The organism is Micromonospora sp. CPCC 205554, assembly GCF_036902745.1.
Lineage (GTDB): Bacteria > Actinomycetota > Actinomycetes > Mycobacteriales > Micromonosporaceae > Micromonospora > Micromonospora tulbaghiae.
Map to the genome: position 1 here is coordinate 25,277 of NZ_JBAKHP010000005.1, position 25,370 is coordinate 50,646.

General features: G+C 72.5%; 23 protein-coding genes. 8 read left to right on the top strand and 15 right to left on the bottom strand.

Going from position 1 to position 25,370, the window contains the following annotated elements:
- Positions 1–162: 162 nt before the first annotated feature.
- Positions 163–1,587, top strand: a complete 1,425-nt coding sequence (gene glnA, locus V6U82_RS09300) for a type I glutamate--ammonia ligase (protein WP_334460501.1) — start codon at positions 163–165, stop codon at positions 1,585–1,587.
- Positions 1,588–1,706: 119 nt separating this feature from the next.
- On the opposite strand, the gene V6U82_RS09305 is transcribed toward glnA, so the two are convergent.
- Positions 1,707–2,678, bottom strand: coding sequence for a hypothetical protein (locus V6U82_RS09305; RefSeq protein WP_334460502.1), 972 nt, complete (start codon positions 2,676–2,678; stop codon positions 1,707–1,709).
- Between the two features lie 147 nt (positions 2,679–2,825).
- Here V6U82_RS09305 and V6U82_RS09310 point away from each other — a divergent pair, with 147 nt between their 5' ends.
- Positions 2,826–3,968: a carboxylate-amine ligase gene (locus V6U82_RS09310; protein ID WP_334460503.1), complete on the top strand. Its 1,143-nt coding sequence runs from the start codon at positions 2,826–2,828 to the stop codon at positions 3,966–3,968.
- 34 nt (positions 3,969–4,002) lie between these two features.
- Here V6U82_RS09310 and V6U82_RS09315 read toward each other — a convergent pair whose 3' ends face one another.
- Positions 4,003–4,830 (bottom strand): PIG-L family deacetylase, encoded by an 828-nt coding sequence (locus tag V6U82_RS09315; protein WP_334460504.1) that lies wholly within the window; start codon positions 4,828–4,830, stop codon positions 4,003–4,005.
- A 73-nt stretch (positions 4,831–4,903) separates the two neighbouring features.
- On the opposite strand from V6U82_RS09315, the gene V6U82_RS09320 reads away from it, so the two are divergent.
- Entirely contained in the window at positions 4,904–5,617 is a 714-nt protein-coding gene (locus V6U82_RS09320; protein ID WP_334460505.1) for a hypothetical protein, read from the top strand.
- A 55-nt stretch (positions 5,618–5,672) separates the two neighbouring features.
- Here the strand turns inward: V6U82_RS09320 and V6U82_RS09325 are convergent, their stop codons facing one another.
- From V6U82_RS09325 to V6U82_RS09345, 5 genes are all read right to left on the bottom strand, one after another.
- Entirely contained in the window at positions 5,673–8,483 is a 2,811-nt protein-coding gene (locus tag V6U82_RS09325) for a glycosyl hydrolase family 95 catalytic domain-containing protein (protein ID WP_334460507.1), read from the bottom strand.
- Between the two features lie 152 nt (positions 8,484–8,635).
- On the bottom strand, positions 8,636–9,652 hold the full coding sequence (locus V6U82_RS09330) for a nitroreductase (RefSeq protein WP_334460508.1): 1,017 nt from the start codon (positions 9,650–9,652) through the stop codon (positions 8,636–8,638).
- A 2-nt stretch (positions 9,653–9,654) separates the two neighbouring features.
- Positions 9,655–10,737: a hypothetical protein gene (locus V6U82_RS09335; RefSeq protein WP_334460509.1), complete on the bottom strand. Its 1,083-nt coding sequence runs from the start codon at positions 10,735–10,737 to the stop codon at positions 9,655–9,657.
- On the bottom strand, positions 10,734–11,174 hold the full coding sequence (locus V6U82_RS09340) for a DUF4188 domain-containing protein (RefSeq protein ID WP_128136421.1): 441 nt from the start codon (positions 11,172–11,174) through the stop codon (positions 10,734–10,736). Before V6U82_RS09340 ends, V6U82_RS09335 begins: the two co-directional genes overlap by 4 nt.
- 3 nt (positions 11,175–11,177) lie before the next feature.
- Positions 11,178–12,740, bottom strand: coding sequence for a phenylacetate--CoA ligase family protein (locus tag V6U82_RS09345; protein ID WP_334460510.1), 1,563 nt, complete (start codon positions 12,738–12,740; stop codon positions 11,178–11,180).
- Positions 12,741–12,845: 105 nt separating this feature from the next.
- Between V6U82_RS09345 and V6U82_RS09350 the strand changes: the two genes are divergently transcribed.
- From V6U82_RS09350 to V6U82_RS09365, 4 genes are read left to right on the top strand one after another with little or no spacing between them, the layout of a single operon-like run.
- On the top strand, positions 12,846–13,439 hold the full coding sequence (locus V6U82_RS09350) for a DUF11 domain-containing protein (protein WP_334460511.1): 594 nt from the start codon (positions 12,846–12,848) through the stop codon (positions 13,437–13,439).
- On the top strand, positions 13,436–13,597 hold the full coding sequence (locus V6U82_RS09355; protein ID WP_334460513.1) for a hypothetical protein: 162 nt from the start codon (positions 13,436–13,438) through the stop codon (positions 13,595–13,597). Before V6U82_RS09350 ends, V6U82_RS09355 begins: the two co-directional genes overlap by 4 nt.
- Positions 13,598–13,631: 34 nt before the next feature.
- Positions 13,632–14,042: a hypothetical protein gene (locus V6U82_RS09360; RefSeq protein WP_013477142.1), complete on the top strand. Its 411-nt coding sequence runs from the start codon at positions 13,632–13,634 to the stop codon at positions 14,040–14,042.
- A 7-nt stretch (positions 14,043–14,049) separates the two neighbouring features.
- A complete protein-coding gene (locus tag V6U82_RS09365; protein WP_128136423.1) occupies positions 14,050–15,093 on the top strand; it encodes a polyprenyl synthetase family protein in 1,044 nt (347 codons plus the stop codon).
- Here the strand turns inward: V6U82_RS09365 and V6U82_RS09370 are convergent.
- The 8 genes from V6U82_RS09370 to V6U82_RS09405 all read right to left on the bottom strand — a co-directional run bounded on the left by V6U82_RS09370 (position 15,090) and on the right by V6U82_RS09405 (position 24,308).
- On the bottom strand, positions 15,090–16,058 hold the full coding sequence (locus V6U82_RS09370) for an acetylxylan esterase (RefSeq protein WP_334460516.1): 969 nt from the start codon (positions 16,056–16,058) through the stop codon (positions 15,090–15,092). The two genes, V6U82_RS09365 and V6U82_RS09370, sit on opposite strands and share 4 nt — an antisense overlap.
- Positions 16,049–16,738 (bottom strand): N-acetylmannosamine-6-phosphate 2-epimerase, encoded by a 690-nt coding sequence (locus V6U82_RS09375; RefSeq protein ID WP_334460517.1) that lies wholly within the window; start codon positions 16,736–16,738, stop codon positions 16,049–16,051. The genes V6U82_RS09370 and V6U82_RS09375 overlap by 10 nt, the downstream gene beginning before the upstream one ends.
- On the bottom strand, positions 16,735–17,664 hold the full coding sequence (locus V6U82_RS09380) for an ROK family protein (protein WP_334460518.1): 930 nt from the start codon (positions 17,662–17,664) through the stop codon (positions 16,735–16,737). The genes V6U82_RS09375 and V6U82_RS09380 overlap by 4 nt, the downstream gene beginning before the upstream one ends.
- A gap of 2 nt (positions 17,665–17,666) precedes the next feature.
- Complete coding sequence (locus tag V6U82_RS09385) at positions 17,667–18,605, bottom strand: dihydrodipicolinate synthase family protein (protein WP_128136425.1); 939 nt, start codon at positions 18,603–18,605, stop codon at positions 17,667–17,669.
- Complete coding sequence (locus V6U82_RS09390) at positions 18,602–19,669, bottom strand: ABC transporter ATP-binding protein (protein WP_334460519.1); 1,068 nt, start codon at positions 19,667–19,669, stop codon at positions 18,602–18,604. Before V6U82_RS09390 ends, V6U82_RS09385 begins: the two co-directional genes overlap by 4 nt.
- Complete coding sequence (locus V6U82_RS09395) at positions 19,666–21,624, bottom strand: dipeptide/oligopeptide/nickel ABC transporter permease/ATP-binding protein (protein ID WP_334460521.1); 1,959 nt, start codon at positions 21,622–21,624, stop codon at positions 19,666–19,668. The genes V6U82_RS09390 and V6U82_RS09395 overlap by 4 nt, the downstream gene beginning before the upstream one ends.
- Positions 21,624–22,580 carry an ABC transporter permease gene (locus V6U82_RS09400; RefSeq protein ID WP_120570310.1) on the bottom strand — a complete coding sequence of 319 codons (957 nt, stop codon included), beginning with the start codon at positions 22,578–22,580 and terminating at the stop codon, positions 21,624–21,626. Before V6U82_RS09400 ends, V6U82_RS09395 begins: the two co-directional genes overlap by 1 nt.
- A 102-nt stretch (positions 22,581–22,682) precedes the next feature.
- Positions 22,683–24,308, bottom strand: a complete 1,626-nt coding sequence (locus V6U82_RS09405; protein ID WP_128136428.1) for an ABC transporter substrate-binding protein — start codon at positions 24,306–24,308, stop codon at positions 22,683–22,685.
- 138 nt (positions 24,309–24,446) lie between these two features.
- Between V6U82_RS09405 and V6U82_RS09410 the strand changes: the two genes are divergently transcribed.
- Positions 24,447–25,178, top strand: a complete 732-nt coding sequence (locus V6U82_RS09410) for a FadR/GntR family transcriptional regulator (RefSeq protein WP_091425177.1) — start codon at positions 24,447–24,449, stop codon at positions 25,176–25,178.
- Positions 25,179–25,370: the final 192 nt, after the last annotated feature.

Sequence of the window (25,370 nt, forward strand, 5' to 3'; positions counted from 1 at the left end):
CGCCGGGTACGGCGACTACCCGGCATGTGGCGAAGGAAACCCGGATGGGCGGTTGCCGAGCCGTGCTCGGCGTGCCGTCGTACGGTGGCGGTACGGGCCATGTCCCCGGGCGGTCCGGCCACGGGACGTGGCCAGGATCAACGACGCCTGCCAGGAGGACGTGTGTTCGCCAATTCCGAGGAACTCCTGCGATACCTCACCGACGAGGACGTGAAGTTCGTCGACGTACGTTTCTGTGACCTGCCCGGCGTGATGCAGCACTTCAACCTGCCGGTCGAGTCGTTCGACGACAGCGTCTTCACCGACGGCCTCGCCTTCGACGGCTCGTCGATCCGCGGCTTCCAGTCGATCCACGAGTCGGACATGCTGCTGCTGCCGGACGTGTCGACTGCGTTCATCGACCCGTTCCGCACGCAGAAGACCCTGGCGTTGAACTTCTTCGTCCACGACCCGTTCACCAGGGAGGCGTACTCCCGCGACCCGCGCAACGTGGCGAAGAAGGCCGAGGCGTACCTCGCCGCCAGCGGGATCGCGGACACCGCGTACTTCGGTGCGGAGGCGGAGTTCTACATCTTCGACTCCATCCGCCACGAGACCTCGGCGCACCAGTCGTTCTACTACATCGACTCGATCGAGGGCGCCTGGAACAGCGGCCGGATCGAGGAGGGCGGCAACCGCGGCTACAAGACCGCGTACAAGGGCGGCTACTTCCCGGTGCCCCCGGTCGACCACTACGCCGACCTGCGCGACAGCATGGTCCGCCGGATGGTGGACGCCGGTTTCACCGTCGAGCGCTCTCACCACGAGGTGGGCACGGGCGGCCAGTCCGAGATCAACTACAAGTTCTCGACGCTGCTGCACTCGGCGGACGAACTCCAGCTCTTCAAGTATCTGATCAAGAACGAGGCGTGGGCGCACGGGAAGACCGCGACGTTCATGCCCAAGCCGCTGTTCGGTGACAACGGCTCCGGCATGCACACCCACCAGAGCCTCTGGCGCGGCGGCGAGCCGTTGTTCTACGACGAGACCGGCTACGCCGGCCTGTCCGACACCGCCCGCTGGTACATCGGCGGCCTGCTCCACCACGCACCCTCGCTGCTCGCCTTCACCAACCCGACCATCAACTCGTACCGTCGTCTGGTGCCGGGCTTCGAGGCGCCGGTGAACCTGGTCTACTCGCAGCGCAACCGCTCCGCCTGCACCCGCATCCCGGTGACCGGCAGCAACCCGAAGGCCAAGCGCGTCGAGTTCCGGGTGCCGGACCCGTCGAGCAACCCGTACCTGGCGTTCTCCGCCATGCTCATGGCCGGTCTCGACGGCATCAAGAACAAGATCGAGCCGCCGGCGCCGATCGACAAGGATCTGTACGACCTGCCGCCGGAGGAGTGGGGCGACGTCAAGCAGGTTCCCGGCTCGCTGCCCGAGGCGCTGGCGGCGCTGGAGACCGACCACGACTACCTGCTCGACGGCGGCGTCTTCACCGACGACCTGATCTCCACCTGGATCGACTGGAAGAACGCCAACGAGGTCGACCCGGTCCGGCTGCGGCCCACTCCGCACGAGTTCGCGCTCTACTTCGACTGCTGAGCCCGATCACGGCGCTGACCTGGATCAACAGAAGCACTGCACGACCTCACGGACGGCGGTCATGCTCGGCTCACAGCCGGCATGGCCGCCGCTCCGATGCGCTGACGGTCGTTGTCCGGTCAGTCGAAGTCGTTGCCGGTGAGGATCCAGGCGATGCCCTGTGCCGGGTCTTCCATCGCCAGGTGCAGGTACCAGATCTCGTCGTCCGGCTCCTGCCACGCGACGCAGTGCAGGCGTTCGACAAGCGCGCTGACGCTGTCCGGGCCTGCGGAAGGGGTCACGTCAGCCATGGCGGCGAGTGCCTTCCAGAGAGCTGTCCGTCCGAGCGCCTGTCCGGTCCGGCGCGCGTAAGGCCCTTCACCGGTGGCCAGGTGCACCAGGCTGGGGTAGACATCGGCGAAGCGAACCTGTGATCCCTCGCGGCCCCGCAGGCCCTGCCACCGCCGGCCCCTGGGCATCCTGGCCTGGTCGGTGGCCACCATCGAGGCCGCCTCCCATGCGGTGCCGGGGAACGCGTACGCCTGCGTAGCCGGTGACAGGCCGTCGAGGAGTGCCACCGCGGCGTGCGGTGCCGGCCGTACGGTGGTCACGGGTAGCGGCTTCGGGTCGGCCAACCGGCTCGGACAGGCCCAGATGGTGCATCCCGAGCTGCCGGACCGGTCGTACTCGGGGATGTCCAAGGTGCTGTACCAGTTGGCGGCTTCCCACGGCAGAAGGCACAGCGGGGCATCGAGCAGCTGTGGATCGAGGTCGGCGTCCGCCCGGAGATCCTCGCCGTGCAGCACGCGAGTGTGGGCTGTCAGATGCCGCGTGCGTGGGTCGGCCAGATGTGGGGTCAGTTCTCGCCACGTGTGGTTTTGGGCTACCACCTCCCACAGGGGCCCCGGGGAGCCCTCGTCGTCGTCGGGAAACAGTTCGGCTGCGGCGGCGGCGATCCCGGCCGGCGCCTCCAACGCCACCACGTGGGCCGTCTCCCGCCGCTCGTCGACCGGCCCCGCCTCGACTGAGGCAGCGAATCTCAGCAGGTCGTGCCAGCGTCCAGCGTCGGCAAACAGGTCGAGGTCGCCGTATGAGACACCAGGTGAGGTCACCCCGTCATTCTGCCGCTCTGCGTGCCGCCACCCGCGGGGGCGGTGGTCGGCGGAAACGGCCTCGGGCCGGCCCTCGCCCTCGTACCGTCGAGACATGACTCCGCCTCACGTCGACCCGCCGACCGTTCCGTGCCGGTGGAGCCGTCGGTGAGGCCGCGGCCCACCACCACCACCGCCACCACCCCGCAGATCCCCACCGTCCTGACCCTCGGGGTGGAAGAGGAGTTCCTGCTGCTGGATCCGGCCACCGGTGAGAGCATGCCGGTCGCCGACCGGGTACGCGGCGCGCTCTCCGGCACCGCACGCGAGCAGAGCCGGCAGGAGTTCCGGCACAGCATGGTCGAGATGGTGACGCCGGTGAGCCCCGATCTCGGAGAGCTGCGGGAGCACCTGGTCACGCTGCGCCGGGCGGCCGCGCGGGCGGCCGACGCGGCCGGGGCGCGGCTGGTCGCCGTCGGCGCCACCCCGGTCTGCGAGGCCCACCGCACGGTGTCCGACGAGCAGCGCTACCACGACATGTCCCGCCGGTTCGGCCCGGTGGCCCACGACCCGGCGGTCTGCGGCTGCCACGTCCACGTCGGCGTGCCGGACCGGGAACTGGCCGTGCAGGTCTGCAACCACCTGCGTCAGTGGCTGCCGGTGGTGCAGGCGCTCACCGCGAACTCGCCGCTGCACGACGGGCGGGACACCGGCCACGCGAGCTGGCGCTCGATGCAGCTGGAACGGTGGCCGAGCATCGGACCGACGCCGCACTTCGACTCCGCCGCCGACTATGACGCCACCGTGGCGGACCTGATCACCGCCGGGATCATGCTCGACGCCGCGATGGTCTACTGGTACGCCCGCCCGTCCGCGTCGTACCCCACCGTGGAGGTCCGCGTCGGCGACGTCTGCCCCACCGTCGACGACACGTTGCTGGTCGCCGGGCTGGTCCGGGCGCTCGTGGCCACCCTGATCGACGACGTCCGCGCCGGTGTGCCCGCGCCGCGCATCCGGGACTGTCTGGTCGCCGCCGCGCACTGGCGGGCCGCCCACGACGGCGTCGACGGCGAGCTCGTCGACCTGCGCACCGGGCGGCCCCGGCCCGCCTGGAACCTCGTCGACGACCTGTTCGTCACCGTCACGCCCGCGCTGACCCGCCACGGCGACCTGGACCTCGTCCGGCGCGAGCTGGACCGGGTGCGCCGGGACGGCACCGGCGCCACCCGGCAACGACGGATCATGGCCGGGACCGGCGGGGACGTCCGCGCCGTGCTCGATCACCTGGCCGCGCAGACCGTCTCGACGTGAGTCGATGACCTCCCCGGACCGGACCGGCGACCGGTCAGCGCAAACCGGCGAACAGGTCGTCCTCGGGTGTGGCCGCGCCGGTGGTGTCCCGCACCCGCACGAACGTCTCCATGCCCATCAGCTCGGTGAACCGTTCCTGCCCCAGACGCAGGAAGAAGATGTTCTCCGCCTGGCTGGCGTGCGCGGCGAGCGAGGCGAACTTCTGCCCGCCGTAGCCGCTGGTGTCGACCCAGGTGGTGATCTCGTCGTCCGGCAGGCCCAGCGCCGGCATCTCGTCGGTCGCCTCCGGCTCGGGGAACTCCACCCCGATCTCCCGCATGACGGTGCCGAACTGCTGGAACGCGCTGCGCGGCACGGTGGTCCAGTAGACCTTGGCCGGGATGCCGGTCTGCTCGACCGCGGCCATGGTGATCCGGTGGGCCTGGATGTGGTCCGGGTGGCCGTAGAAGCCGTTCTCGTCGTAGGTGACCACCACGTCGGGGCGGTAGCGCCGGATCAGCTCGGCCAGCCGGCCGGCCGCCTCGGCCACCGGCGTGTTCCAGAACGCGCCGGGCGCGTCGTTCGTCGCCCAGCCCATCATCCCGGAGTCGCCGTAGCCGAGCGTCTCCAGGTGGGTGACCTTCAGCGCCTCGCAGCTCGCGGCCAGCTCGGTGCGGCGCATCTCGACCACGGCCTGCGGGTCGTGCCCGGGGTCGCCCGGCTTGATCCCGCCGGGGCCGTCGCCGCACCCCCCGTCGGTGCACGTCACCAGCACTGTGGTGACGCCCTCGGCCGCGTAACGCGCCAGGACGCCGCCGGTGCTGGTCGCCTCGTCGTCGGGGTGCGCGTGCACCGCCATCAGGGTCAGGGATCGATCGGTCACCCCGTCACCATACGAGCATCGGCCGACGAACTAGCATTGCCCGGTCCGCAGACGGCGACGGAAGCGAGGCGCGATGGGTTGGCTCCAGCGGTTGCTCGGTGGCGGACGGGTCGAACTGGACCCCGCACGTCAGCAGGAGCTGCTGCGGGACGTCCGGCAGTCCTACGGGGCGCACGTCCGCCTCCGGTTCCCGGAGCAGGCCGACGCGATCACCCGGCTGCTGTCCGATGACGACGGTCTCGTGGTGGCCGCCGGGATCGTCTGCGAGGCCGCCGACCAGGCGCACGCCGACCTGCTGGCCCAGGCGCACGAGGTGTTCCGGCGCACCGGGCGGCGGCTGCTGGTGCACCGCCGCAACTACCGGCCCCTGTGGAAGGAGGCCGGGCCGGCGCTGCGCTGGCCGCTCGGCGCGCTGCCCAGCGGGCTGCACCCGTACGCGCAGGTCAGCGCCGCCGTGGCGGTGGTCGGCGGGCGGGCCGACCGGCTGGACCGGGTGACCGACCCGCAGGCGTTCGTGACGCGCCTGTTCGAGGTGCTCGACCTGACCACCGCCGGCTGGGAGTTCGGCCGGGTGCGGGTGGACGCCGACAGCGCGACGCTGGTCGAGCGGCTGATGGGCACCGCCGCGCGGGTGCTCGCCACGATGGACGACCCGCCCCGGCTGCCGCCGGCGGTACGGGAGATGATGCGCCGCAACCACCGCATCGCCGTGTACGACCCGGCCGGTCCCCGCGTGGTCGGCGAGCTGAACCTGGGCGCACGGCTGCGCGAGACGCTGCTGGCGTGACCGGCGGTACGCCCCGCCCCGGCCGGCTGGCCGCGGCGGGGCGCGTCGGGGCGCGTCAGGTGGTCGTGCAGGTGAGGTTCGCCGGCGGGTTGTTGGTGCCGCCGGCCGTGCCGATGAAGCCGAACGTGGTGGAGCCGCCGGCCGGCAGCGAGCCGTTGTAGTCGACGTTGCGCACCGTCACGTTCGCGCCGTTCTGGGTGTGCGTACCGCTCCAGATCTGGTTGATCACCTGTCCGTTCGGGAACGTCCAGGACACCGTCCAGCCGCGGATCGCGGTGGCGCCGGCGGTCACCGTGACCTCGGCCTGGAAGCCACCGGACCAGGAGCCGGTGATCGCGTACGTGGCACGCGCGCCGGACGGTGCCGGGGAACTGGTGGTCGGCGTCGGGGTCGGAGTGGGTGACGGCGTGGACGTGGGTGTGGCCGTCGGCGACGGCGTCACGCCGGGCCGGGCCGCCCGGTAGGTGTGCCCGGCACGGACGGTGAACGCGACGACGTCGGACTCCGGCCGGGTGGTGGCGGGTGTGCTGCCGTCGGTGACGTCGGCGAGGGTGAAGGTGCCGGTGAACAGCCGGGACCGCAGGCGCAGCGTGCCGTCGCGGTCGGCGCGGACGGTGATCTCGTCGGCCTGGCCGCTGCTCCAGGTCAGCCCCACCGTGTAGCCGCCCCGGCCGCGCAGGCCCGCGACCTGCCCGGCGGGCCAGGCGGTGGGCAGCGCGGGCAGCAGGTGCAGCTCGCCGGTGTGGCTGTGCAGCAGCATCTCGGCGATGCCGGAGGTGGCGCCGAAGTTGCCGTCGATCTGGAACGGCGGGTGCAGGTCGAACATGTTCGGCGCGAGCCGGTCGGTGCGTACCAGGTCGCGCAGGAGCTTGTGGGCGCGGGCGCCGTCCTCCAGCCGGGCCCAGAAATTGATCTTCCAGGCGAGGGACCAGCCGGTCCCGTCGTCGCCCCGCAGCTCCAGCGTCTTGCGGGCGGCCTCGTACAGCGCCGGGGTGCCGCGCCTGGTGATCTGGTTACCGGGATGCAGCCCGTACAGGTGGGAGACGTGCCGGTGGGTGCGTTCGGTCTCGACCCAGTCGGCGAGCCACTCCTGCACGTTGCCCCGGGAGCCGACGCGGCTCGGCGGCAGCCGGTCCTTGGCGGTACGCACCTGGGACCGGAACGTGGTGTCGACGCCCAGCACCTCGCTCGCCCGGGCCGCCGCGTCGAACAGGTCGCGCAGGATCTGGTTGTCCATCGTCGGACCGGCGCAGACGCTCGCGTCGGCGTGGTGCGCCAGCTCCGGCGAGTTCGACGGGTTCGTCACCAGGTAGCCGAGCGTCGGGTGGGCGACCAGGGTGTCGAGGAAGAACTGGGCGGCGCCCTTGAGCGCCGGGTAGTTGGCCTGCAGGAACCCGAGGTCGCCGGTGAACAGGTAGTGGTCCCAGATGAGCGTGCTCAGCCAGGCCCCGCCGGTCTGCCACATGCCCCAGAACGCGCCGTCCACGACCGACGCGCCCCGCCAGGCGTCGGTGTTGTGGTGGGTGACCCAGCCGCCGGCGCCGTACTGCGCCTGGGCGACCCGCGCGCCGGTCACGGTGAGGTCCTTGACCATGTCGAAGACCGGCAGGAAGCATTCGGACAGGTTCGTGGTGTCGGCCGGCCAGTAGTTCATCGGCAGGTTGGCGTTGACCGTGTACTTCGAGTCCCAGGACGGCGTCAACGAGTCGTTCCAGATGCCCTGGAGGTTCGCCGGCTGGGTGCCCGGCCGTGACGAGGAGATCAGCAGGTACCGCCCGAACTGGAACAGCAGCGCGGCGAACTGCGGGTCGTTCGTGCTCGCGTGCTGCGCGATCCGTACGTCGGTGGGCTGGTCGGCGGCGGCGGTACGGCCCAAATCGATCGTGACCCGGTCGAACAGCGCCTGGTAGTCGGCGCGGTGGCGGGTACGGAGCTGGTCGACGGCGACGCTCCTGGCGGCGTTCAGCCGGTTGCGGGCGATGCCCTGGTAGTCGCCGTTGACGGTGCGGTAGTTGACGTAGCTGGACCCGATCGAGATCAGGATCGTCACGCCGGTGGCGCCGGAGACCCGCAGCGTGCCGCCGGAGCTGCTGACCGTGCCACCGGTGACGGCGGCGTGGGCCAGCGCGAGGAACCGCACCGACCCGTCGATCCCCTCCATCGAGCCGGAGATGCCGTCGAGCGCGACTGTCGCGCCGTCCGGGCTGGACACGGTGGTCCGCTGCGGGCTGTCGAAGGTGGCGGAGAACGTGATCGAGTTCGCCCGGTCGGCGGTCAGCCGGAGCACGATCACCTGGTCGGGCGCGCTGGCGAACACCTCCCGCTGGTGCCGCACGCCGTTCAGCACGTAGGTGGTGGTCACGGTGGCGGTGGTGAGGTCGAGCGTCCGGTTGTACTGGGTCGCCCCGCTCGCCGAACCGAAGGCGAGCCGGAGGTTCCCGACGGTCTGGTAGGCGAGCTGGCCGCCCGGACTGCCCATCATGGTCTGGTTGATCAGATCCTGGGCCGAGGTCCACTGGTCGGCGAAGACGCGGCGCCGGATCTCGGCCAGGTTGGCGGTGCCCCGGGTGTTCGCCGAGTCGTACGGGCCGCCGGCCCAGACGGTGTCCTCGTTGAGCTGGAGCCGTTCGGTGTCGACGTTGCCGAACACCATCGCGCCGAGGCGCCCGTTGCCGATCGGCAGGGCGCGCAGCCAGTCGGTGCCGGCCGGCTCGTCGTACCAGAGCGCCAGGTCGTTCGCGGCCAGCACCTGCGGGGGTGCCGCCGAGCCGGCCCGGGCGGCGGCGCTCCAGGCGGCCGGCAGCAGCGCGGCGCCGGCACCCGCCGCTGTGGCCTTGATGACGTTTCGTCGTGTCACTTCGGACATGGTTTCTCCCAACCGCGCGCATCAGAGGCGGGCCCGGGTGCACGACGGTGCTGTTATCGCTAACAGCGCTCCCGCACACCCGGACGTCGCATTCCCCTGCCACTACGCGCCCAGGGCTCCCGACCGGGCGACACATCAGCCAACATGGACTCTCATGGATGAAGTGACACCGCGTCAAGTGGTGTTACCGCTAACAGATCCGATCCGTGGTTCACTCGCCGGGCCGAACGCGGCGCGGGAGCGGCCGGCCGGCCGACCCGGGCCACGTGCACGATCCGCTCCGGCGCCACGTCCAGCAGCGTCCCGAGCGCGTCCCGGGTGGCGGCGACGTCGATCAGCTGACTGAGCGGGTGCGCGGCCAGCCCGGCCGTGTGCAGCGTCAGCCACGTCCGCATCAGCACGCGTCCGAACTCGATCTGACCGGCCGCGTCCAGACCGGGCGGGGCGACGAGCGCCAGCACCGAGCCGCCCTGCGCGAGCGGATCGCCGCCCGCGGCGGCGAGCAGCCGGGGCAGCCCCAGCGGGCGCAACGCCGGGTACGCCGCCAGCGCCGCCCGCAGCCCGGTGGCCGCCGCCCGGCCCAGCCCGAGGCAGCTGTCACTGAGCCCGTCGGCCCGGTAGCGCGGGCCCGACCGGTCCAGGCGCAGCCAGCGGCGCAGCTCCGCGACCACCGCCGGGTCGGCGTACACCTGCCGGTCGGCCGTGCGCAGCAGCGCGCGCAGCCGCCCGGCTGCCGGCACGGCGTGGACCGCGCCACCGGCCCGGCGGGCGACCGCGTCCACTGCCGCGACCACGTCGGCGTCCGGGCCGCCGGTGAACCGGCCCCGGTGGGTACGCCGGTCCCACACGTCGGCGGCGCGGAACGGCGTCCGGTACGGCTGCCGTGCCGGCCGCAGCCGCCCCACCCGCCGGTCGGCCTCGTCGTGGTCGGCGGCCCAGTCCAACCGCAGCCCCGCGTCGGCGGCGACGATCAGGCAGGTCTCCACGAACGCGCCCAGCGACAGCCGCAGGTCCCGCCCGGTCGGGTCGCCCGCGGGCAGCGCGTCGGCCGGATCCCAGCCGACGGTGATCGCCCAGCGCTCGTAGCGCAGCCGCCACGGCTGGGTGTTGTGCGCGCTCGGGGCCCGCCAGCACAGCGGCTCCAGCGCGTGGAACGCGGCGAGGTCCATGCTCACCGCTCCCTCGCGTAGAACGTGTAGCCGTGCAGCGGGCGTCCGCCGAGGCGCCGGTACTGGGCCGCCGACGCCGCGTTGTCCCGCCCGACGTACGTGCTGCGCAGCGCCGTGTAGCCGGCGGCGTGCAGGTTGCGGTGCAGGTGCTCGGACAGCAGCCGCTGGTAGCCGCGCCCCTGGAACTCCGGCACCACGCCCTTGACGATCAGCACCGCCTCCCGGCGGTACCGGCGGCGGGTGGCCAGCAGCCGGAGCTGGTTGACCGGGTTCAGGTCGCCGTGGACCGCGACCAGGAAGTCGCTGATGTCCGGCACGCAGAGCACGAACGCCACCGGCCGCCCGTCACGGGTCAGGTAGAGCAGCAGTGACTCGTCCAGCAGGTACGCCAGCCCGTCGGTCTGCCGCCGCAGCTGCGCCGCGGAGATCGGCGTGTAGTAGCCGAGCTGGGCGAACGAGTCGTTGAGCATCCCGCGCAGCAGGCCGAGTTGCTCGTCGAGCCGCCGGGTGTTCCCCCGGTGCAGTTCCAGCCGGGCGCCGTCGGGCTGGACGCCCGGGGCGGGGGCCGGCCCGGCCGGCGCCGGGACCGGGCAGATCCAGGTGTCGGAGACGAACCGCCTGGTGAACCCGTACGCCTCGTACGCGTCCGGGTAGTGCGGGGGGTTCCACGCGCTGTCCACGAAACCCCGGTCGGCGTACCCGGAGGTGATCACGCCACCGGCCTGGTTGGGCAGCAGTGCCACCGGCCCGAACAGCAGGTCCCGGCCGGGCGTGGCGTGCGTGGTGATCGCGTCGAACAGCGGCCGGGCGGCGGACGGGGTGAACTCGGTGAGCCCGAACAGCTGGCACCGGCGGCCCAGCTTCGCGTCGAGGTCCGCGTCGGTGTGCAGCGTGGTGCGCGCGACCACGGTGCCGGTGGCGTCGCGCAGCACGTACATCGGCACGCCGTCGCGCCACCAGCGGCGGATCTGCTGCCGGGGCGTCGGCACGTACCGGGGCTCGTCCGCGTACAGCCGGTCGGTGAGCGTGAGGAAGTCGCGCAGGCCGCGCCGGCCGGTGACACGCTCGAACCGGTGGCCGGTCATCGGCGCACCGCCGGTCCGGTCGTCTCCGCGCCCAGCGGCGTGAACTGCTCGATGTGGCCCATCGCGCCGTCCTCGGCCCGCCACGCGCCGTTGGAGTAGCCGTCCGGGGACGCGGTGTAGAGCCGGATGAACCCGGCGGTGGCGTTGCGGGTGCCGTCGGTCAGCCACATCATCAGCCTGCGGTGGTGCCGGGTCCGGGCGAAGCGCAGCAGCGCGTCCCGGTCGGTGAAGAACGCGATCGTGCCGAGCGTCAGCGGGAACTGCCAGTAGACGGTGTGCCAGCAGTAGCCGGACATCCGGCGCATGTCGCGCACCATCCGGATCCAGTCGGGGGCCAGGCGCAGCAGCACCAGCGGGTTCGCGTACCGGGTGCCGCCGATGAACATGGCGCCGGCGCGGGCCTGCGCGGGGGCGCGGGAGAAGTCACGGGTACGCATCGCTCACCTCACCAGGTAGACGTTCTTGAGCTTCTGCATGTCGGCGAACGGGCCGCCGCCGGTTTCGTACAGCTCGACCCGCAGGTCGCCGGCGGTCGGGTCCTCCACCAGGGACTGCGCGAAGTCCCGCGACACCGAGGTCAGGTGCGCGCGTACCCCGTCGCGGCAGGCGTCGGCGAGCGCCGCGCGTGCCGCGGCGTCCAGCGGACGGCGCAGCTCGACGTGGATCACCGGCCGGGTCTCCAGCGCCGCGTCCTCGTGCAGCGTCAGACAGAACCTGTTGATCTCGGCGGCGTACGGGTTGCCGGTGTAGAGGCCGTACTCGACGTCCTGCGGGTAGAGGTTCGCGCCCAGGTAGGACACGGTGGAGTCGCTGCGGCCGAACAACAGCAGCAGCGGCAGCGTCATCCGCTCCTCCGCCACCGCGGTACGGAACTCGGCGCGGCGTACCGGGTCGGCGTTGGCCAGCTCGACGATCCGCCGGTACGGCACCAGCAGCGCCTCGTCGCCGACGTTGTAGCGCAGCCGGGGCTGGAGCACGTGCGGGCTGGCCACAGTGCAGAGCAGTTCCCGCCGCTCGTTCGTCTCCAGGTAGGTGGCGAACGGGTTGTACTGGAACACCATCGGCAGCCGCTGCTCGCCGCGGCCGAGCAGTTCCGCGCGCAGTCCCGCGTCGGTGCGCAGCCGCCGCCGCAGCCACACCGTGAACCGGGTCTCCGCGCCGATGCCGATGGTCAGGTCCGACGCCCCGTACGCCGAGCGCACCCGCACGAACCGCTGTTCCAGGTAGTCGCGCAGTGCCTCGGTCATCCCCTCCCCGCCGCAGCTGGCGAAGATCCGGTACCGCGACCACTGGAAGTCCTCGGCGTCGAGCCGGTCCCGCAGGTGCTTGAGGAACGGCGGGTACGCGGTCACCAGGTAGTCGTGGCCGGGACCGAACTCGCGCAGCGTGTCGACGATCTTCCCGAGGTCCGGGCCGGTGTTCTTCACGGTCGCGATCCGGGCCATCGCCGCGCCGGTGGTGGTGCCGGTCGCCCAGGCGCCCATCGAGTACGCGTTGATCACGAACGGCCGGCGCATCGGGAACGCCAGTCCGGTGTAGGCGGCGATGTCCCGGTGCACCGCCCGCAGTTCCCGCTCGCCGCGCGGCCAGTTGAACGGCCGCCCGGACGAGCCGGCCGACTCGTCGACCACCACGCCCCGATCCGGCATCCGCCCGTCCCGGCAGCGGGCGGAGGCGTCGTACGCCATGACGTACCCGTGCTTGTCGGTCTCCGGGAAGTCCCGCAGCCGACGGCGCAGGCCGCCCGGGCGGGCCCGCAGGAACTCCTGGTAGGCGGGCACCCGCCGGGCCGCCCGCACGCAGGTCGACCGCGCGTTCGCGGCGGCGAGGCGGTCGAGGACCGGGTGGTGGCGCCGGGCCAGCCACCGCCAGCCGGCGGGGTGGTGGGCGACGAGCCGGGCCAGCGCGGCGACCGCGCGGCCGGCGGGGGCCAGCGCGGCCTCGGCGGGCAGGGGCGTGTCGACGGTACGTGCAGCGGCGTGTCGGTGCAGCGTCTCGGCCATGAGAAGCATCCTGTCGACGCCTCGGCGCCGCCGCCTGAGCCGCGAGACGGTGATGCGCTGAGTATCCCTACCCAGGCGAACCGCGCCGGATCCGACCCGTAAATCGTGAAAGACCAGACTTATGGCACGGCTGCCTGGAACCTTTACCGCTGTGAGGTGTCGGGCCCCGCACGGACCCGGCCTGCCGCAACGGGGGACGACGAAGATGGTTCACAAGGGATGGCGGCGACCTGCGTCGGCGCTGGCGGTGCTCGCCGTACTGGCCCGTACGTGCCGGGGGAATCGCTGACCTGGACCGTCACCGTCACCAATGCCGGCCCCTCGGACGCGATCGGCGCCACGGTCGCGGACGATCTGCCGCTGGAGGGGTTCACCTGGACCTGTGCGGCGTCCACCGGCAGCGTGTGTACCGCTTCCGGGAGCGGAGACATCGATGACACCGTCACCGTCCGGGCCGGGGGAACGCTGACCTACACGATCGCCGGCACCGTGCCGGCGAGCACCGCCGGCGACCTCACGAACACCGCTGTCCTCACCCCACCGGACGGCGCCGCCGACCCCGACTGCACACCCAACTGCTCGGCGACGGTGGTCGTCGCCGGACCGGTGCAGCCCACCCCGGTACCGCCGACACCGGAACCGCCCACACCGAAGCCACCCAAGCCGGGGCCGCACAAGCCATGCCACCGTTGCCGGTGACCGGCAGTGGCACGATGGTCGTCACCTCGATCGGGCTCGCCGCCGTGACCCTCGGCGTACTCCTGATCGCCGGCCTGGTCCTGGCCGCCGCTCACGGCGACACCCCTGACCACCACCTGCGGTCATTACCGTCAGTCACCATCGCGACACATGCCTAGCCCGTAGTCCGGAGCCGGGTGGAGACTCCGCCGCATGGAGAACGTGGAGCGTGAGCGCACGAACGAGCGCTTCGAGAAGGTGGCCGAGGAGACCTCGGAGACCGTGACCCACGCGGCCACGGTGCTGGAGGAGGAACTCGCGGCTGGGCTGGCCGGCGCCCGGCGGCTCGAGGAGAAGCTGACCGAGAGCCGGCGGGTCGACCCGGAGGCGTTCGACGAACTCGTCGCCCGGGTCCGCACCGACGGGCACGCCCTGATCGACACCGTGGTCGGACAGCTGAAGATGGCCGACGACCAGCGCGGCGAGGTGATCCGCCGGTACACGTCGGACGCGCACGACGCGCTGGACACCGTACTCAATCTGGCGCGGCTGGCCCCGGAGGTGGCCAACGGCCTCGCGGACCGGCTGGCGTCGCCGGCCCCGAAGCGACCGACGGACCGGTAGCCGCGCGATGGCGCCGACCACCGGGGTGGCCGGCGGGCACGTGGAACGGATGCTGGAGCGCTATCGCGGGCTCGCCCTCGGCGCGCTGCTCGACGACGTGCCCGAGGGCGGCCCGCGCTACCTCTACGACCTGGTCGCGGAGTATCCGCGGCGCTGGGGCAAGGGGCTGCGCGCCGCGCTGTGCCTGGCGACGTGCCGGGCGTTCGGCGGCGGCGACGCGGTGGGCCTCAACGCCGCCGTGACCGTGGAGCTGTTCCACAACGCCTTCCTCATCCACGACGACATCCAGGACGAAAGCGAGCAGCGGCGCGGCGGGCGGACGCTGCACGCCGAGTACGGCGTCGGCGTGGCGCTGAACGTCGGCAACATGACCAACCTGCTGGCACTGCGGCGGCTCGCGGCGAACCGGGCGGCGCTCGGCTCCGGGATCGCGTGGCGGCTGTTCACCGAGACCGAGCTGATGATGCGCCACTCGCTGGAGGGTCAGGCGATCGAGATCGGCTGGATCCGGGACAACGTGTGCGACCTGGACGCGGACGACTACTACCGGATGTGCCTGAAGAAGACCTCCTGGTACACGTGCATCTACCCGTGCCGCACCGGGATCCTCGCGGCGACCGGCCGGGAGAACGCGGTCGACGTGCTGGACCGGTACGGCTGGTACCTGGGTGCGGCGTTCCAGATCCAGGACGACGCGCTCAACCTCACCGGCGACTACGCCCGGTACGGCAAGGAGATCGCCGGTGACCTGTGGGAGGGCAAACGCACACTCATCCTGATCGACTTCATGCGGCGGTGCACACCGGACGAACGCGAACGGCTCGTGCGGTTGCTGAGCCGGACCCGGGCGGAGCGCACCCCCGCCGAGGTGCGCTGGCTGCACGGGCGGCTGCTCGCGTACGACTGCGTGGAGTCGGCGCGGCGCAGCGCCCGGGACCTCGCGCTCGCCGCCCGCCGCGAGGGTGAGCGGGCGCTCGGCGCCGCGGCCGACACCGAGGACGGCCGTTTCCTGCTGGAGCTGACCGACTACGTGGTGGAACGCGCGCGTTAGGCGCCCAGGATCCCGCGCAGCCAGGTGAGCTGTTCGCGCTGGTGTGCCGCCTCGCCGCCCTCGTGGTCGTTGAACTCGTACACCCGCACGTCCTTGTCGCCGCCGTAGCGATGGTAGGCGGCGAAGCAGGTCGACGGCGGGCAGACCTGGTCCCGCAGCGCGATCGAGAACAGCGCCGGCGCTGTCGCGCGCGGCGCGAGCACGGCGGCGTCCAGGTAGGACAGCGTGCGGAACACCCGGTCGGCGCGGTCACGGTGCAGCGCGAGGTATTCGACCACCTCGGCGTACGGGCTGTCCGGCCCGGCGACGCGCACGCCCCGGGGGATGTCGCACAGGAACGGCACGTCGGGCATGACGGCCACGACGTCCGGGCACAACGCGCCGGCCGCGAGGGCCAGGCCGCCGCCCTGACTGAAGCCGGTCACCGCCACCCGCGCGGGGTCGACGGCCGGGTGCCGCCGGGCGGCCTCGGCGAAGCGCACCGCGTCGGTGATCAGCCGCCGGTAGTAGTGGTCGGCCGGGTCGTCGACGCCCCGGGTGAGGAAGCCCGGCACGGTGCCGGCCGGGTAGGGGTGCGGGTCGGGCGTGCCGCCGGTGGCGGCGCTCCACCCCTGGCCCCGGCTGTCCATGATCAGGTGGGCGAAGCCCGCCGCGGCCCAGAACAGCTTCTCGTGCGCCAGGCCGCGGCCCCGGCCGTAGCCGAGGTACTCGACCACGCAGGGCAGCGGCCCGTCGGCCCCGGCCGGCAGGTGCAGCCATCCGCGTACCGGCTCGCCGCCGAAGCCGGGGATCGTGGCGGCGTACGTCCGGATCTGGGTCAGGCCGGTGTCGACCGGTTCGTAGACCGCCGCCTCCGGGTCGCCGCCGTCCAGCGTGCGCGCCCAGAACGCGTCCAGGTCCGCCGGCACGTCCAGCTCCGGCCGGTACGCCAGGCAGCCGGCCAGGTCGAGGTCGGTCAGCGGCACGACGCGGCCTCCCGCACGGCGGAGGCGAACCAGCCGGTGATGGTGCTCGGGTGGGTGATGGCGGTGCCCACCACGACCGTCCACGCGCCCGCCCGCAGCGCCTGCGCGGCCTGCTCCGGGGTGTGGATGCGTCCCTCGGCGACCACCGGGACGTCGACCGCGGCGGCGAGCCGGGCGACCAGGTCCAGGTCCGGCCCGTCGCCCTTGGTGGTGTACGCGGTGTACCCGGCGAGCGTGGTGCCGACCAGGTCGGCGCCGGCAGCGGCGGCTGCCACGCCCTCGTCGAAGGTGGAGCAGTCGGCCATCACCAGTGCACCGGTGCGCTCGTGCACGGCGGCGATCGTCTCGGCGAGCGTACGGCCGTCGGGCCGGGGCCGGGACGTGCCGTCGAGCGCGACGACGTGCGCCCCGGCGTCGGCGACGGCGAGCGCGTGCTCCAGCGTCGGGGTGATGAAGACGTCGTCGTCGCCGTCCTTCCAGAGCCCGATCAGCGGCAGGTCCACCGCCGCGCGGATGGCCGCGATGTCCGCCAGTCCCTGCGCGCGGATGCCGGCGGCGCCGCCCCGTGCGGTGGCGAGCGCGACCCGGCGCATGGTGTCCGGGTCGCGCATGGGCTCACCCGGGTACGCCTGGCAGGAGACGACCAGGCGGTCACGGAGCTGGTCGACGAGCGTGTTCATGAGACCTTCCAGGCGAGCGAGGCGGCACCGAGCAGCGGCGCGTCGGGACCGAGGGTGGAGGCGAGGACCGGCACGCCGGCCAGGCCGGGCAGCGTCTCGGCGGGCACCGCGTCGCGCAGCGCCCGCCACCACGGCTCGCCGAGGCCGGTGACGCCGCCGCCGATCACCACGGCGGCGGGGTCGAGCACGTTGACCAGGCCGCCGACGGCGGAACCGACGGCCGCGCCGCCCAGCCGGACGACCTCCCGGGCCGTCTCGTCGCCGTCCGCGGCGAGCGCGGCGACGGCCCGCAGGTCGGCCACCGGCCGGCCGGTACGCCGGACGTACTCGGCGGCGAGCGCGGGACCGGCGGCGATCGCCTCCAGGTGCCCGCGCCCGCCGCAGGTGCAGGCGAGCGTTCCGGCGTACGCCGACGGCTGGTGCCCGGCGTGCCCGGCGGCGCTGTGCGCACCGGCGAGCACGGTGTCGCCGAGGACGAACGACGCGCCGACACCGGTGCCCACGGCGACGTAGAGCACCGTGTCGTAGCCGGCCGCGACGCCGTGACGCGCCTCGCCCAGCGCGTGGGCGTGCACGTCGTTGATCACGGTGACCGGCACGCCCAGGCGCCGGCGCAGGTCGCCGCGCAGGTCCGTGCCGGTCCACCCGGTCAGCACGTCGGTGGCGGACAGCACCAGGCCGGAGCCGCTGTCGATCACCCCGGCGCTGCCGACGCCGAGCGCCCGTACGACACCCGGCGCGTCCGCCCGCAGCTTCTCCACCAGGCCGGCCGCGGTGTCGAGCACCGCGGCGGCACCGGAGCGACCAGGTGTCGGCGCGGTGCACCGGCCGACGACCTCTCCCCCGGCGGTGACCAGGGCGGCGGTGGTCTTGGTGCCGCCGATGTCGAGCGCGGCGACCAGACCGGTCGTGCTCACCTCGGGCATGGTCAGAGCAGCCCGGCCAGTTCCAGCTGGGTACGCACGCGGCCCGCCTCGGCGGCGTCCAGCGGCCGCAGCGGCAACGACACCGCGTTGCCCGCGATGACGCCGAGCAGGGACAGCGCGGTCTTGAACGCGCCGACGCCCCGGGTGGCGCCCGCCGAGGTGGCCGGGTCGGCCGCGTCGACGATGCGGAACAGCCGGGTCAGGCGGTCCTGCTCCCGGCGGGCCGCGGCCCAGTCACCGGCCACGCAGGCGCGGTGCAGCCGCACGTATCCGGCCGGGTCCACATTGCCCAGTCCGGGCACCGAGCCGGAGCCACCGGCGAGCATCATCGCGTCGACCACCACCTCGTGGCCGGTGAGCAGGCTGAAGTCGCGCTCCGGCGCGTGCTCGGCGACGGCCAGCGCGAGCTGGCGGAACGCCACGTCGTCGCCGCTGGAGTCCTTGACGCCGGCCAGCACACCCTCGGCGGCGAGCCGGGTCAGCAGGTCGACGGAGAGCTTGCTGTGCACGCAGACCGGGATGTCGTACGCCAGCAGCGGAAGCTCGACGGCGGCGGCGACCGCGCGGAAGTGCCGCTCGATCTCGTGCGGGCCGACGATCGCGTAGAACGGCGCGGTCACGACCAGGCCGTCCGCACCCAGCCGGGTGGACGCCTCGGCCCGCTCCACGACCCGCCGGGTGGTGGGCTCGATGCAGCCGGCGATGACCGGCACGGCGCCGCCGGCGGTCTTCACGATGGTCTCCAGGGCCAGGTCCCGCTGCCGGTCGGTGAGGAAGACCGTCTCGCCCGAGCTGCCGAGGGCGAAGATGCCGTCGACACCGGCGTCGAGCAGCCACTCGACCAGCCGTTCCAGGGAACGGACGTCGACCTCGCCCTCCTCGGTCAGGGGGGTCACGGCCGGCGGCACGACTCCGGCGAACCGCGGGGCTGGGGTGGTCACAGGTTCTCCTCGACAGACTCAGTTGTGGTGCGGCCGGTCGCCGGGGTGGCGAGCGCGACCAGTTCGGTGTTCGCGGTTCCGGCGGGCACCGGGTGGTGGCAGCGGAACTCGTGGCCCTCGCCCTCGGCGAGGCGCGGCGCCGGCATGTCCACGGCGCAGCCGTCGGTGGCGGCCCAGCAGCGGGTCCGGAACGGGCAGCCGCTCGGCGGCCGGGTGGCCGACGGGACCGGGCCGACCAGCGGGATGGGCTCGATCGGGGACAGCAGGCCCGGCGTGGCCGAGAACAAGGCCCGGGTGTACGGGTGCCGGCCGCCCTCGGGCAGCAGGTCGGCGGGCGTCTGCTCGACGATGCGGCCCAGGTACATGGTGACGACCCGGTCGCTGACCCGCTTGACGGTCTGGATGTCGTGCGACACCAGCACCATGGCCAGCCCGAGCCGGTCCTTGAGGTCCAGCAGCAGGTTGAGGATCTGGGCCCGCACCGACACGTCGAGCGCGCTCGTCGGCTCGTCGGCGATGACCAGTCCCGGTTCCAGGGCCAGCGCGCGGGCGATGGACACCCGCTGGCGCTGGCCGCCGGAGAGCTGGCTGGGCAGCACGTCGGCGACCGAGCGGGGCAGGCCCACCAGGGCCATCAGCTCGGTCACCCGCTGCTCGCGCTGCTGCCGGGTGCCCCGGCGGTGCACGTCGAGCGGGTCGCGCAGGATGTCGCGTACCGGCATGCGGCGGTTCAGCGAGGTGGCCGGATCCTGGAAGATCATGCCGACGCCGGCGCCGATGTGCTCGCGCCGCTCGGCGGCACTCATCGACCACACGTCCTTGCCGGCGAACGACACCGTGCCGCTGGTCGGCCGTTGCAGGCCCACGAGCACCTTGGCCAGCGTGGACTTGCCGCAGCCGGACTCGCCCACGATGCCGACCGTCTCGCCGGCCCGGATGACCAGGTCGGCGCCGGTGAGGGCGTAGACCTTCTCCCGGCTGAACATGCCGCCGCCGCGCGCGGCGTGCACCACGTGCACGTCGCTCAGCTCGGCGATCGGCCGGTGCTCGGCGGTGGCGCTCATCGGGCCGGCTCCTTCTCGCTGACGGTGACGGCGGGGTGGTGGCAGGCGTACCCGTGGCCGTCCGTGCCCTCCAGAGCGGGCGCGGTGTCCCGGCAGATCTCGGTCGCCATCGGGCAGCGGTCGGAGAACCGGCAGCCCTTCGGGAAGTCGGCCGGTGACGGCACCACGCCCCGGATCTGGGTGAGCCGTTCCGCGCCGGTCTCCAGGGACAGGACGGAACCGAGCAGCCCGCGGGCGTAGTGGTGGGCGGGCGCCTCCATCACGTCGGCGGTCACGCCGGTCTCCACGATCTGCCCGCCGTACATCACCACGACCCGGTCGGAGACGTCGCTGACCAGGGCGAGGTCGTGGCTGACCAGGATGAGGGCGAAGCCGAGCCGCTCGCGCAGGTCCAGCAGCAGCTTCATCACCTGGGCCTGCACCGTCACGTCGAGCGCGGTGGTCGGCTCGTCGGCGATGATCAGCTTCGGGTCGCGGGACAGCGCCATGGCGATCACCACGCGCTGCCGCTGCCCGCCGGACAGCTCGTGCGGGTACGCGGCGAGCGTGCGCTGCGGGTCCAGCCCGACCAGCCGCATCAGCTCCTCGGCCGAGCGGGTGCCGCCGCGGCGGATCATCTGGGCGAGCTGGGCGCCGACGCGCAGCGCCGGGTTCAGCGCCGACAGGGCGTCCTGGTAGACCATGGCGATCTCGCGGCCCATCAGGGCCCGGCGGCCCTTGGCGTTCAGCGTCAGCAGGTTCGTGTCCTGGAAGCGGATCTCGCCGCGTACCCGGGCGCCCCTCGGCAGCAGGCCCATCACGGCCAGGACGCTGAGCGACTTGCCGGAGCCGGACTCCCCGACCAGGCCGACGACCTCGCCGGGGCGTACGTCGAAGGAGAGCCCGTCGACGATGTCCACGCCGCGGTGGCGGCCCTCGAAGCCGATGGACAGGTTGCTGACCTGAAGGACGGGCCGGCCCTGCGGCAGCGGGCGGGCGCGTTCGCGCAGCCGCCGCGCCGCCTCGGCGAGGCCGGGCAGCTCGACCACCTCACCGGTGCCGGGCTGCGCCTGCTCCAGCGCGTCGCCCCTGGTGGTGGAGGTGGCGCGGCGCGCCGCCGGGGCGGCCCACGCGTCGGACATGCCCTCGGAGAGCACGTTGAGCGCCAGCACGGTGAGCAGGATCAGCAGGCCGGGGAAGAACGTGGCCCACCAGCCGCCGATCTGCACCATCTCCTTGCCGAACGCGATCACCGAGCCCCACGAGGAGGCCGCCTCCTGCGGGGCGAGGCCGCCGCCGATGAAGGACAGCGACGCCTCGAAGACGATCGCGTCGGCGACCATGACGGTGACGAAGACGAGGATCGGCGCGGCGCAGTTGCGCAGGACGTGCCGCCAGAGGATGTGCGGTCGCCGGGCGCCGATGATGCGCTCGGCGGCCACGTAGTCCTCGCCGTACTGGGACAGCACGTTCGCGCGGACGATGCGCGCGACCGACGGGGTGAACACGAAACCGATCGCGATCACGAGGACCAGCAGGCTGTTCTTGCCGAACGAGATGATCAGCAGCGCGGAGAGCACGATCGTGGGGAAGGCCATGACCACGTCGAGGCAGCGCATGATGATCTCGTCGACGACGGTGCGGCTGCTTCCCGCGACGGCGCCGAGGATCGCGCCGAGCACCAGCGCGATGCCGGCCGCGCCGAAGCCGACGACCAGGGAGCGCCGGGTGCCGGCCACCAGCCGGGAGAACACGTCGCGGCCGAGCTTGTCCAGCCCGAACCAGAAGTCGCCGTTCGGGCCGGTCAGCGCCGGACCGAGCCCGGTCTGGGTGGGGTCGTGGCGCAGCAGCAGCGGGGCGAGCACTCCGACCACGACGATGAGCGCGACGAAGCCGAGCGCGAACCGGGCCGCGACACCGAGCCGGGCGAAGGCCATGCCGGGGCGGGACAGCCGCGTGGTGAGGGACCGGCGCATCAGTGGCCTCCGCGCAGTCGGGGGTTGGCGAAGAGGTAGAGGATGTCGACGACCAGGTTCACCAGGACGAAGCAGAGCGCGATGGTCAGGACGGTGCCCTGGGCCAGCGCGGTGTCGTTCTGCTGGACGGCGCTCATGATCTGGGTGCCCATGCCGGGCAGCGAGAAGATGGCCTCGATGACGACGGTGCCGCCGATGAGGTAGCCGATCCGCAGGCCGAGCGCGGTGAGCGGGTTGACCAGCGCGTTGCGCAGCACGTTGCGGCCGACCACCACGCGCGGCGGCAGTCCGGCGCCGATCGCGGTGCGGACGTAGTCCTTGTCGAGTTCCTCGACCATCGACGTCCGGACGATGCGGGCCAGCGAGCAGCCGACCGGTACGGCCAGCGCCAGCGCGGGCATGGCCAGCGACTGCAACCACAGACCGACCGAGTCGGCGGGGTTGACGTAGCCGCCGGTCGGGAAGATCGGGCGGCGGACGGAGAACTCCTGGATGAACAGCAGGGCCAGCCAGAACGAGGGCGTGGCGATGCCGGCCATGGAGACGATCCGGATGACCTGGTCCGGCCAGCGGTCCCGGTACAGGGCGGCCGGGATGCCGAGCGCCAGCGCGATGACGAGCGCGCCGACGACGCCGAGCACGGTCAGCTGGATGGTCAGCGGCAGCGCCATGGCGATCTTCTCGGCGACCGGGACCGACGGCGGGAACGTCATGCCGAGGTCGCCGCGGACGAGGTCGCCGAGGAAGTGCAGGTAGCGCAGCGGCAGCGGGTCGTTCAGGCCGTTGGCGGCGCGGAACGCCTCGACCTGCGCCGGCGTGGCCTGGTCACCGAGGACGGACAACGCCGGGTCGATCGGGGAGAACTGCATGATCACGAAGACGAAGAGCGTGATGCCCAGCACCAGGGGGATCAGCGTCAGGAATCGTCGTGCGACCAGGTTCAGGACGGTCAGCATGGATTCTCTTTCTCGTGGCGGGGCGCCGGGACGACCCGCCCGGCCGCACGGGTCACGTGGGCCGGGCGGGACGTCTGCGGGGCCGGAACCCCGAGCGCGGGCTCAGCCGGTCCGGCCGGTGCCCAGGAAGTACAGGCCGGTGGTGGAGGCGCCGGAGAAGCCGTCCACCTTGGCCGGGTCGTACGCGGTGACGACCTTGGTGTGCAGGATCGGGTACAGCGGCACCTGGTCCGCCGCCATGTCCAGGGCCTGCTTCCACAGCGCCTTGCGGGCCGTCTCGTCGGACGTCTGCGCGGCCTTGTCCAGCAGGTCGCCCATGGCCTTGCGGTCGGCGGCGCTCCAGCGGTAGCGCTGGCCCGGCCAGGTCTCACCGAAGTAGTACCAGCGCATCAGCAGGTCGGTGTCGACGCCGAAGACGCTCGGGTCACCGGTGGCCATGAGCACCCGGAAGGTGTCCTTGGGGACGATGTCGCCGTAGATGGCCGAGGACGGCACGGTGTTCAGCGTGGCGTTGACGCCGATCTTCTTCCACTGCTCGATGACCAGCGGGGCGACGTCCTTGACCACCGAGCTGTCGGTGGTGTCGAGCCGGAACGACAGGTTGGTGACGCCGGCCTCCTGGAGCAGGGCCTTGGCCTTGTCCGGGTTGTAGTCGTAGACCGTGGCGGCCTTCTGGTACGCCTTGTTGCCCTCGTCGAGGTAGCTGGTCGCCGGGCTGCCGTAGCCGTTGAGCGCGGTCTTGATGACCGCGTCCTTGTCGATGGCGTAGTGCAGGGCCTGGCGCACCCGCTTGTCGCTGAACGGCGCGGCGGCGTTGTTGAACATGAGGAAGACCTGGTTGAAGGCCTGCTTCACGTCGATCGTGTACTTGTCCTTGAGCGAGTCCACGTTCAGGTACGGCACGGCCTCGATGGCCTGCACCCGGCCGCCCTGCAGGTCCGACACGCGGGCCGACGCCTCGGTGGTGGTGTTCCACGTCATCGTCTCGACCTTGGCGGCGCGCGGGCCGTTGTAGTTCGCGTTCTTGCTCAGCTTGATGCCGGATTCCTTGGACGCGCTGTCCACCTTGAACGGGCCGGAGCCGATCGGGGCGGTGTCGAACGCCTTGGCCGCGGCCGCGTCACCGGTCTTGGCCTTGGGGACGACCTTGATGACCGAGATCCGCTCGCTGAACAGGGCGAACGGGTACTTGAGCTTGAACTCGACGGTCGTCGCGTCCTTGGCGGTGACGGTGTCGAGGAACGACACGAAGCCCTGCATCAGCGGCGGTGCCTTCGGGTCCGCGGGCTTGAGCACGCGGGTGAAGGACCAGGCCACGTCCTCGGCGGTGACCGGGGTGCCGTCGGAGAACTTCGCCCCGTCACGCAGCGCGACGGTGTAGGTCCGGCCGTCGGCCCCGGGGGTCGGGTCGCTCTTGGCCAGGGCGTTGTAGGGTTCCCGCGTGATCGGGTCGAGGTCGACGAGGCCCTCGAAGACGTGCTGGTTGACCGCTGTCGCCACGGCCGAGGAGGCGTTGCTGGGATCGAAACCGCTGGAGAGCGTGAAGGCCAGCGTGGCCTCGATCGACGTGCCCCCCTTCCCGTCGCCCACGGCGTTGGTCGAGGCGGGACCGCCACTGCAGGCCGCCAGCGCGACCGCGAGGCCTCCCGCGAGGGAGGCGACGGCCAGGGAGCGGGCGCGGCCTCGCAGGACGCGCCGGCTCCCCGACGGCTTACCGGTGGTGCTCACGTAGCTGCCTCCATAGGCTCTTCATGCGCTCGCGTGACCGCTCGCGCTCGGGGATGTGAAGCATAAGGTGTATGACGTCTGACGTCTGATGCCGGTAGGGTGAGGGTGTCAGATTCGGGAACGAAGGGCAAGGGGCAGATGACGACCATTGACGCCAGTCCGCTACGCGGCGCCGAGCGGCCGAGCCCTCGCCGGCAGGAGGTCGCCACCAGGATCAAGGAGTACATCCTGCGCAACCGCCTGAAGCCGGGGAACCTCCTGCCCACCGAGACGGAACTGTGTGAGGCCGTCGGTGCCAGCCGCTCCAGCGTCCGCGAGGCCGTCAAGATCCTCTCCGCGCTCGACATCGTGGAGGTACGCCACGGCCACGGCACGTTCGTCGGCCGCATGTCCCTCAACGCCCTGGTGGAGAGCCTGACGTTCCGGGGACTGCTCAGCGGCGAGGACGACCACCGCGTACTGGCCCAGGTCGTGGACGTCCGCCAGACGCTGGAACAGGGCCTGGCCGCCACCGTCATCGACGCCCTCGACGAGCAGCACCGGTCGGAGCTGTCCGCACTCGCCGACGAGATGCACAGCCGGGCCGCCCGGGGCGAGGACTTCCTCGACGTCGACCGGGCGTTCCACCTGAAGCTGATGGAGCCCCTCGGCAACGACCTGCTGGTCCAGCTGACCGAGGCGTTCTGGCAGGTGCAGGCCATCGTCGCGCCCACGCTGCAGACCGAGCCGGAGGACCGGGTGATCACCGCCCAGCGGCACCAGGCGATCGTCGCCGCCCTCACCGCCGCCGACGCGACGGCGCTGCGCTCCGCCGTCGCCGAGCACTACGCGCCCATCCGGGCGAGCATCGCCCGGGCCGCGCAGCCCTGAGCCGCCGTACGCCGGCATTCGTCGTTCGCGCCTGACCGAAGGTCCCTGTTCCCGGGGCACGCCCCGCTGTCTCCTCGCGGGCGCCCCGGGCGGCATGTCGGGGTGGTGGTGTCGCGTCGAGCGCGGTCATGGTGGCGGACGACCTGGCCGGACTGCGCGTCGCGAGCGCGGCGCCCGGGCAGGACCGCTGAC